Genomic DNA, 7,914 nt, shown 5'->3' with positions numbered 1-7,914 from the left:
CCCCGCCTTCGGGTCATCGACAGACACACCCGTGAGCGTCACATTCCCGGTGTTGAGAACGACGAACGAATAATCGATCGTCTCCCCCGCATCCGCCAGACCGTTGCTGTTCGTGTCATTCAACGACGCGACCTTGTCGATGCTCAGGCCAGGGGCAGGGGCAACCAGCGGGACAGTGACCTCAGAGCTGTCGGTGAGCGCCGATCCTGTCGAGTCCAGGGCAGTGACGGTTGCGGTATTCAGGAGAGTGTCGTTCTGCGCCTGCAGACCGGTCACGACCAGTGACCCGCTGCAGACCATCGACGCATCCGGCCCTCCGGCCGCGCCGAGAGTGGTCTCGGGGCAGATGATGTCGGAGATGAGCGGGTCTGTGACCTCAACGTCAGTGATCGCTTCGTCTCCGGTGTTCGTCACCACGAACTGATACGGGACGGTGTCTCCGACGCCATAGGCCTCAGGCTGAGGCGTGGTGTTGTCGACCTGCTTGATGAGAGAGATCTCCCCCAGCGAATCCACACTGTAGACAACCACGTTACGAACCACGTGCACGTCGCGCAGCTGGCCAGTCGAGCCGGAGAAGCCGAACTTGTAAGTGGCCGGCGCCTGGTCGGTCATCACATAGGACAACACCGTCTGATAATTCGCCTTCGTGCCAGTGAAGTCGATCTCCACGGTGACCAGCGGGAAATCACCGGGGCTGACCGTGACGCGCACGTTGCGGACAGCAGCATCCGCGTTGACGGGGGATCCGACTCGCAGTGAACCCGGAAGCGTCGAGGGCCCGGTCGGCGCGGTGGCAGTCGTGGTCAGGAAGCAGTAACCCTCAGCTCCATCCCCGGGGCCGCGAAGAGTCACCGTGTTGGGGACACGGGTCGTGAAGGGCGATGGCACGGCACACCCGTTACCCAGGCCACCGAAGTCGCCGATGAAGTTGCCGAACGAGTCCAGACCGACCCCGATATAGCCACCGCTGACGCCTGGAATCGTTCCGTTCTCTCCTTGGCCGTAGCCGAGCGATCCACCGATTGCGCCGGTCTGGGTGAGTTCTCGGGAGCCGTCGGTGAGGAAAAACCCGATGCCGTCCGCGCTGGATCCACCGTACTGAGCCTGATCGAACTCAACCTGCAGGCCCGCGCTCGATGGCAGTGCGCGGTTGAAGACCATGCCACCAGTGCGGTTGAACGCCGAATCTGTCAGCTGCAGCCACCCGGGTACGACGCCAGGGGGAGGACCGCCGTCTGTATGCCCCTCGCAGTCGCTCAGGTTCGAGGCCCCTGCAGGCGGAGTGGAACCGAGCGCAGCACCCGTCAGGCATGCGTCGTTGAGTCCGATGGCGCGCGAGTCGGGCACATCTGCACCCGTGAAGGTCTCGTTGAGCAGCAGGGTTCCGCCTGCCGCGTTGGCAGCCGAGGGAACCAATGCTGCGCTGAGTCCGAAGAGGGCCAGAGAGCTGACGACCAATGCGGCGCCGAAGCGTCGCGCCCTCTGCCGGGAAGTGTGTCTCGTCATCCGAGCGCCTTTCGTTGATTGAGCTGGCTGTTGCCAAAAGCAGACTGTTCAACCGCGACGCGACCGGAGCCTCATCGGGAGGTGAGGCTTCGACGGACAGGGCGCAGTCGATTCAAAGCGTAAGGACGGAGCGATGTTCGGTATCGCGAACTCTTCTCCTTTCAGCATGTTCTGTCAAGGATTAGGTGTCGCTGGCCACTCGATAGGTAGCCGCGCGCTGGCTGCGCGACCTGGTGCTGGTCGGGCACCCGAGCGCAGTTCTTCGGATCGTCACTTCGGTCTTTTCCGGAAGACCGTTATGAACAAGCTCCTCGCGCGTCCCTTCTTCGAACGCCTCATAGATTTCACGACAGAAGGAGCACCCGCCCGTGAGCGCCCCCCTCTCGACCCACGCCGTCCGCATCGGCCGCGGCACGAAGATCACCGCAGTCGTGGCCGCGGTCGTCGCTTTCATCGTCGCATTCGGCGGTGCGCCGGCCGTGGCGGCATGGACGGCTCACGCCACCGCATCCTCGACGGCGACGACCCCTGCCGTCTCGCTCAGCCATTCAGGCTTCGAGACGCTCGGGACGACATTCCTCCACAACACGACCGATCAGCGTGGCGGATTCACCATCACGAACACCGGCGACGCGCCCGGCATGCCGACGCTTCGCATCACCGCCACAGGACCCCTGGCGGAACAGACCCACGCGTTCGTGTGGCAGGCGGATTCGGTCGAGGCGTGCCAGGATGCGATGCCGGAGACGGCATCGCAGGGGACCTGGGCGACATTTCCTCCCATCGATCTGGGGACCTTGGCCAAGGGTGCCTCCACCGCTGTCTGCGTCCGCTCCTGGGTTGCCGATCCCGACCTCGTAGCCGCGCCCTCCGGAACCCAGACGTTCACAGCGGACGCCTCCGCCACGTTGATCGTCGAGGGTTGGAAGGCTCCTTCCGCACCTGCGACCGCAACCGTGGGGACCGAGTTCTTCTATCCCCTCGCCACCGGCTACTCCACGAGCGGCATCAACAATTGGTACGTCATCAAGCCGGTGTCCGACCCCACGCAGTGCCTCGACAGCTTCAATCGCGGGACGAACGTCGGCAACACTATCGGCGTGTGGACCTGCGGAAGTGCGTCGAACCAGCGGTTCGAGATCCTCCCCACACAGGATGGCAAGTCCGCCCTGCGTCCGAAGACCGCTGCGGAGCAGTATGTCGGCCAGAGCAATGGACTGACGGTCCAGGCTTCGACGAGCACATCGGTGACCGACTGGCGAGTCGAGCGGATCACGCCGACCACGTACCAGCTCGTCCACAGCGACAGCGGACTCTGCCTCCAGGCCGGCTCCAACTCCCAGAACCAGCTGCGCGCGTGCAACGGAACAACCTCCCAGCAGTTCACATTCAGTCGCGAGCCGTTGGGCTGTTCTGTGAACGGTAGCCAGATGACGATCGACTACAAGGCACCATCAACCAACCGCTATTACACGATCCAGTACAGGCTCGGCGACGGCGACTGGACCGATGCCTACAGAGAGCAGTCCTGGGGCGTCAACAGCTCCACGTTTCCCGCGTCCACTTTCGGCGCCCTCGGAACCCTGGATGCCCGCATCATCGACTCCGCCGGAAACGTTCTCTACCGGGGGATGACGATCGTCGTCGCACCCGGAGCAACGACGTGCGGGGCGGGTTTCGTGTGAGGAAGAGCATGACACGGGCGGGGAACCGTCAGGGATGTCCGCGGAAGACCGCCCGTGTCACATCACCTCGGCGATCCAACCGCGTTGGGCGTGTCCAGCGTACGCACCCGTCTCGACCGTCACCAGACCCCACGGCAACAGTGCCGTAGCCACGTCTGCAGGTTGCGTAGGCGACGACGAGGAGACCGTAGTCACTCGAGAAACGTCTTTCGGAAGTTCTCTCTCGCGTGGTCGAGCCCCAGTACCGAGTGAGCAAGAAAAGCGCACCTAGGCCGTCGGATGGCTACGCAAAACGTCGCACTCCAACGCGCACGGTCGGGGTGCGCGGCGCGACCGAGCCCGCGCGTACTGAAATGTGTCCGTGGGCCAGCTCCCCCCGTGCGTGACCGCTCATCGACGGTCGCCACTCGCATGGAAACAGAATCCGACTCGGTAGCACCGGTGTCATCTCATCCTGATCCGCGCGTGTCGCTGACGGCTGCCCGGTCGAGCCGGAGTGAAACCCGTACTTCCGCCGCGCGCGTATCAGGTCTAGTTTTCGGTAAGGAGTGTCCGCGTGAGGAAGCGGGGTCGCATGGTCGTCGGTCGAGAGCAGAGCCTGGCAGCTGCAGTGGATCTAGTGCATGCAGGCGTGAGTGTGGACGTGGTCGGAGGACGCGGCAGTGGTCGGAGCGCATTCCTCAAAGCACTCCGTGCCCGACTGGAGGAGGGCGAGTGGACCGTAATCCAGGTGCGGGGAGTCGCTTCACTGCGGCAGCATCCGCTCGCAGCGCTTCACCTCGCCGGCATTCCCGCCAATGGGTCGCAGCGCTCGACCAGCGGACTGCACGAGACGGCGGAGGCGCTGCGACACTCTGTGCGCCTGCCTCGTTCCGTGCTTTTCCTGGATGACTGGGACGACCTGGACGAATCCTCCTGGGGAGTCGCCGAAGCCGTACGCCGATCCAGCGGCATCCCCATCGTCCTCTCCCGCCTCCAGGGGTTGCGCGCGCGCCACACCCCGACGGGCCTCGCCGCATCGACGCTCGAACCGTCGTACGTGATCGACATGTCTCCGCTGCGCTTCGAGGAGATGGAGAAGGCGCTGGAGCACTACCTGAAGGGCGCCATCGAAGCTACGACCATGAGTCGCATCTTCGCGAAGTCCGGTGGGAACATCGGACTGGCTTTGAGTCTTGTCGATGCCTGCATCCGTGAGCAGAGGATCACCCTTCGCGGCGGAAGCGAATGGGTCGCCACTCGCGACCTGTGGAGCTCCGGCCTCCGCGCCGTTCTCGAGGCACATCTCGAGAATCTGGATGATTCCGCTCGAGACGCGATTGAGATCATCGCGATCGTCGGAGTCGCCGACATCGAGACCGTACGCAAGCTGATCGACTGGGGCACGCTGGAGCTGCTCGAAGAGCGCCGAATGATCACGTTCATCCCCAGCGGCGCGCGACAGCTCGTGACCGTCGTCCCGCCGCTTATCGTGGAGTTCTTCCGTCATGAGCCGTTGACCGCGCGTCGCACCCGACTCACCGCTCTGATCGTCGAGCGTCTCGGCACGGCAGGATCCGCCTCGGCGATTCTCGCCGAACGAGAGAATCGGCAACCGTCGTATGGGGAGCAGGAGGCCCTGTTCGTCCGACTGCTCCAGGAACGCGCCAGGGCGCGGCGGATCGTCACCGCCTCCGAATGGGAGGCTGACCCTTCGGCGAGTAGCGCGGTGCGCTACCTGCGCGCCTTGATGCACACCCATACCCCGACCGTCACCGAGACAGTCCGCCACGTTCTCCAGACGACGGATGCGAGCAACGGAGACCCTGCCAGCCGCGCCGATCTTGAGAGTCTGAGGGCGGAATGGATGGCCTACGTCGACCAGGATCTGGCTGGCGCCCAAGAGAGTCTGCGAGAGGCCGCGGCCTCGTTGGGCGCCCATGCCCGAGCACTGGATGCGGTCGACGTCCGCCTCCAGACCAACCTCACCCGCATCCCGGATGATTTCGGGGCACGGCTCGAGGTCGCCGATGACCTGCCCGACGACGTGAAGCTGCAGCTGTGGGAGACGCAGATGCTCGTGCTCGTCTCCTCCGGGAGATTCAGCGACGCGCGCCGAGTGTTCGCCGCGACAGAGGCACTGGAGCGCCGCCGAGACGCATACATGATCCGGGTTCTCAACGGTCTCGCGCTCCTGGGCATGGGTTCACACCAAGCCGCGCTGGAGACCCTCCAGCAGGGGTTCGACGAGGCCCACGGGTACCTCGATATCGATGCACTCCGGGCGTTCGGCGCCGCAGTGATCCTCGCACAGCTCCTCGCTGGTGACTACGCCGCGGTAGACGAGATCATGGAAACCGTGTTCGCGGCCGGCGAGCCCTCGCCTCTGCCTCCTGGTGTGCAGCTTTCCCTTCTGACCATCGCCTCTGTCGTGGCGATCCGGCGCGGACAGCTGAGCCTCGGCGAGAGAATCGCCGGGGAGATCAATGGCTCGTCCATCCTCGACGGCCCCCTACCCGGGCAGACCCGCGTCTGGCCCCGCGCGCAGCTACTGGCATTCGATGGGAAAGTGCAGGCGGCCGCAGACGACATGTGGGCGTCGTCCCGGTCGCTCTGGGAACGTGGCGCACGATTCGCCGCCACACTCGCGATGCTGTCCTCCCTCGAGCTCGATCCCGATCGGGAGCGCCTCGACATCGCGCGTGATGCACTCAGCGAACTCCCGGATGCTCGGCTGCTCTCCGCTCACGGCGACTACGTCTCGGCGCTCGTCGCGGGCGATCCGGTCGCGATGCTCGCCTGCGTTGAAGGGCTCGAGCAGACAGGACTCACCGGGCTCGCTCTCTCCGCGTGCCAGCTCGCACGCACCGGGGCGCTGGAGCGCGGCGACGAGGCCACGCGCCGAGCGGCGGACATCGCCGCACAGGCCATTCGCGCCGCCCATGGAGACCGCGCCTTCGACACGGCCAGATTCGGAGCTGCAGCAGTCAGCCTCACGGAGAGAGAACGCGAGGTCGGGCGCTTTGCTGCAATGGGCCTCTCGAACCAAGAGATCGCCACCCGCCTGGTGCTCAGTGTGCGCACGGTGGAGAGCCACATGCATCGCATCATGCGCAAGCTCGATGTCTCAAACCGAAAGGCGCTCGCGCAGCACATTGAAGTACTGTCCTGAGTCACGGGGACCGAGGATGCCTACGGCGGCTGATCCGCATCACTGCGCTCCTCGTCGGGCGCAGGCCCGCCCGCGCTCACCGCAGAGGCGGCTTCGACCATGAACGGAAGAAGCCGTGTGAGGACGATTCGAGCGTGATAGAGCTCGCCAAGAGTGAGCTCGGCGAAGGTGACGTGATCATCCTCATCGAGCAAACCCAGTGGATCCCGCAAGATGGCGAGCTCCCGGCGAACGTAGTCGGCGCGCTCCGTGACAGAGTGATCGGCCCAGTCGATCCGCATGGCGTCGAGGAATGCGTTCACCGGCTGGGTGACAGGGTGTTTGCCTCGGATCAATCGGTCGCCTTTCCGCGCGACGGACATCTGATCGTGGCTTGCAAAGGTCAAGGCATCTGGATTGTCGTACCGCATCATGCCTCCTTCATGGGTGACGAGTAGCCCCACGCCGGACCCTTCCCGATCGAGCGGGATACTCGCACCCAGAACGCGAGATCTACGTATGCGCGCAACTCGGAGCAGTACCGTTTCAGCAGACGAGCTGAGAAACCGCAGCAGGATGCGGTGGATCAGGAGCGGGAGCGCGTGTGGGACTTGGCCGCTCCCGCGGCACCTTCGTGCGCCGGGGCTCGTGGTATCGCGATCAGGTTCCTGCGCTCCTCCGCCACGGGCCGGGCATGTCGCTACGTAAGTCGATCTCGCTGGCGTACTGAATTCTCGGTCGCCCTCTACACGCCCCGAACTGGACATGGGATTCTCTCGTGCGAGGGGATCTCCGCGTCTTCGCGCAGAAAACCCCTCCGGCAGCGGACTCCCGTCCTGCTGCAGCGGGCGTCTTCCCTGCTGCCTCCCCGGTCCCGGGGAAGACGCCCGGCCAGAAAGCGCCACCTCCCTACTGCCGAATCGGCGTGTGTGATGTCACCGAATGTGAGGGAAACATGGATACGCGGCTGAAGAAGACACCTATCCATCCAGCCTCAGCCACGACAGCTTCGCTCCGAACACCTCGTTCAGGCGCGTCACGCCCCGCACACACCTTGCATTCCGAGTGGCTCGAAGTCGCTGACGTGCTCGCCCGCCGCCCCGGCTGCATCGCCGTGCTCGACCGACACGGCGTCACCGCCGACACCCTGCAGACCGTGCTCACGGTTGAAGCAAGGGGAGCAAACAGGTCTGGCGTCTCCGCGCTCTCTTCTGCTCAGATTGCAGACCTGACCGGTGTTTCACTGCGCTCTGTGATGTTGATCCGCGCTGGGCTATTCCACTTCGGCCTGCTCTCGAAGCCGGCACGGTCTGCCCGTCGAGTCCGGTTACAGCTACCCGGCGACTTCAGTACTCCAACCGACCTCTTGAGCTCCGGCTCCGGCTCCGGCTCCGACTCCGGCTCCGACGAGGAAGCTCGCGACAAACACGACCGCTCCGAAGCTGGGACCTACACTCAGTTGATGTAGGTTCCCGGTCAAGGTGGCGGAGAACTCGGGGATTCCACGCTAATTGGCAGCAGTTTCGTCAGCAGGATTCCGCGCGAAATGGCAGATCCCTACATAAGAGTAGGAAGTCCACTTAGACTTGA

Annotated in this window: 5 protein-coding genes; 3 read left to right on the top strand and 2 right to left on the bottom strand. The window is 64.5% G+C overall.

Going from position 1 to position 7,914, the window contains the following annotated elements:
- A partial coding sequence (locus F6W70_RS17690) for a CLIPPER-2 domain-containing protein (RefSeq protein WP_170287958.1) occupies positions 1 to 1,461 on the bottom strand: 1,461 nt, incomplete at its 3' end.
- A gap of 416 nt (positions 1,462 to 1,877) precedes the next feature.
- Between F6W70_RS17690 and F6W70_RS17685 the strand changes: the two genes are divergently transcribed.
- Both F6W70_RS17685 and F6W70_RS17680 read left to right on the top strand, forming a co-directional pair.
- A complete protein-coding gene (locus tag F6W70_RS17685; RefSeq protein WP_151487486.1) occupies positions 1,878 to 3,194 on the top strand; it encodes an RICIN domain-containing protein in 1,317 nt (438 codons plus the stop codon).
- 631 nt (positions 3,195 to 3,825) lie between these two features.
- Positions 3,826 to 6,345 carry a helix-turn-helix transcriptional regulator gene (locus tag F6W70_RS17680; protein WP_170287957.1) on the top strand — a complete coding sequence of 840 codons (2,520 nt, stop codon included), beginning with the start codon at positions 3,826 to 3,828 and terminating at the stop codon, positions 6,343 to 6,345.
- Positions 6,346 to 6,365: 20 nt separating this feature from the next.
- Here the strand turns inward: F6W70_RS17680 and F6W70_RS17675 are convergent, their stop codons facing one another.
- Positions 6,366 to 6,758, bottom strand: a complete 393-nt coding sequence (locus F6W70_RS17675) for a hypothetical protein (protein ID WP_151487484.1) — start codon at positions 6,756 to 6,758, stop codon at positions 6,366 to 6,368.
- Between the two features lie 521 nt (positions 6,759 to 7,279).
- On the opposite strand from F6W70_RS17675, the gene F6W70_RS17670 reads away from it, so the two are divergent.
- Complete coding sequence (locus F6W70_RS17670) at positions 7,280 to 7,792, top strand: hypothetical protein (RefSeq protein WP_151487483.1); 513 nt, start codon at positions 7,280 to 7,282, stop codon at positions 7,790 to 7,792.
- Positions 7,793 to 7,914: the final 122 nt, after the last annotated feature.

The organism is Microbacterium maritypicum, assembly GCF_008868125.1.
GTDB lineage: Bacteria > Actinomycetota > Actinomycetes > Actinomycetales > Microbacteriaceae > Microbacterium > Microbacterium maritypicum.
Note: the sequence above shows the minus strand (reverse complement) of the source record. Positions and strands in the feature narration are given on the sequence as shown.

Coding starts and splice junctions, on each gene's coding strand:
- F6W70_RS17675 (WP_151487484.1), bottom strand. CDS start 6,758: ATGATGCGGTACGACAATCCAGATGCCTTGACCTTTGCAAGCCACGAT.
- F6W70_RS17670 (WP_151487483.1), top strand. CDS start 7,280: ATGGATACGCGGCTGAAGAAGACACCTATCCATCCAGCCTCAGCCACG.